The following is a 1,093-nucleotide window of genomic DNA, read 5'->3' as shown; positions in this document are numbered from 1 at the left end:
CCTGGTAGCCGTGGACGGGGTCCATGATCGTGGGCAGGAAGAGGCGTCCCGGGTCGCAGGACGAGAAGCCGGCGTTGCGGTCGGGGGTCCACTGCATGGGGGTGCGCACGGCGTCGCGGTCGCCGAGCCAGATGTTGTCGCCCATGCCGATCTCGTCGCCGTAGTAGAGGATCGGGCTGCCGGGCAGGGAGAGCAGCAGGGCGGTGAACAGCTCGATCTGGTTGCGGTCGTTGTCGAGCAGGGGGGCGAGGCGGCGGCGGATGCCGATGTTGGCGCGCATGCGTGGGTCCTTGGCGTACTCGGCCCACATGTAGTCGCGTTCCTCGTCGGTGACCATCTCCAGGGTCAGTTCGTCGTGGTTGCGCAGGAAGATGCCCCACTGGCAGTTGGTGGGGATGGCGGGGGTCTTGGCGAGGATCTCGGAGACGGGGTAGCGGGACTCGCGGCGCACGGCCATGAAGATCCGTGGCATGACGGGGAAGTGGAAGGCCATGTGGCATTCGTCGCCGCCGGTGGAGTAGTCGCCGAAGTAGTCGACGACGTCCTCGGGCCACTGGTTGGCCTCGGCGAGCAGGACGGTGTCGGGGTACTGGGCGTCGATCTCCTTGCGGACCCGCCTCAGGAAGGCGTGGGTGGCGGGCAGGTTCTCGCAGTTGGTGCCCTCCTGCTGGTACAGGTACGGCACCGCGTCCAGCCGGAAACCGTCGATGCCGAGATCCAGCCAGAATTTCAGCGCGGAGATCATCTCCTCCTGCACGGCCGGGTTCTCGTAGTTCAGGTCGGGCTGGTGCGAGAAGAAGCGGTGCCAGTAGTACTGCTTGCGTACCGGGTCGTACGTCCAGTTGGAGACCTCGGTGTCGACGAAGATGATCCGCGCGTCCTGGTACTGCTTGTCGTCGTCGGCCCAGACGTAGTAGTCCCCGTACGGACCGTCCGGGTCGCGCCTCGACTCCTGGAACCACGGGTGCTGGTCACTGGTGTGGTTCATGACGAAGTCGATGATCACACGCATGCCGCGCTGGTGCGCGGCGTCCACGAACTCCACGAAGTCGGCGAGGTCGCCGAACTCGGGCAGCACGGCGGTGTAGTCGGA

General features: G+C 66.1%; 1 protein-coding gene. It reads right to left on the bottom strand.

Annotation, left to right across the window (positions count from 1 at the left end; all coding sequences use genetic code 11):
* Nucleotides 1–1,093: maltose alpha-D-glucosyltransferase (gene treS / locus IE177_RS34590; protein WP_190019449.1), on the bottom strand; the 1,093-nt coding region annotated here is incomplete at both ends.

It is taken from the genome of Streptomyces lucensis JCM 4490, from assembly GCF_014650035.1.
Classification (GTDB): Bacteria; Actinomycetota; Actinomycetes; order Streptomycetales; family Streptomycetaceae; genus Streptomyces; species Streptomyces lucensis.
This window is presented reverse-complemented; position numbering and strand designations above follow the sequence as displayed.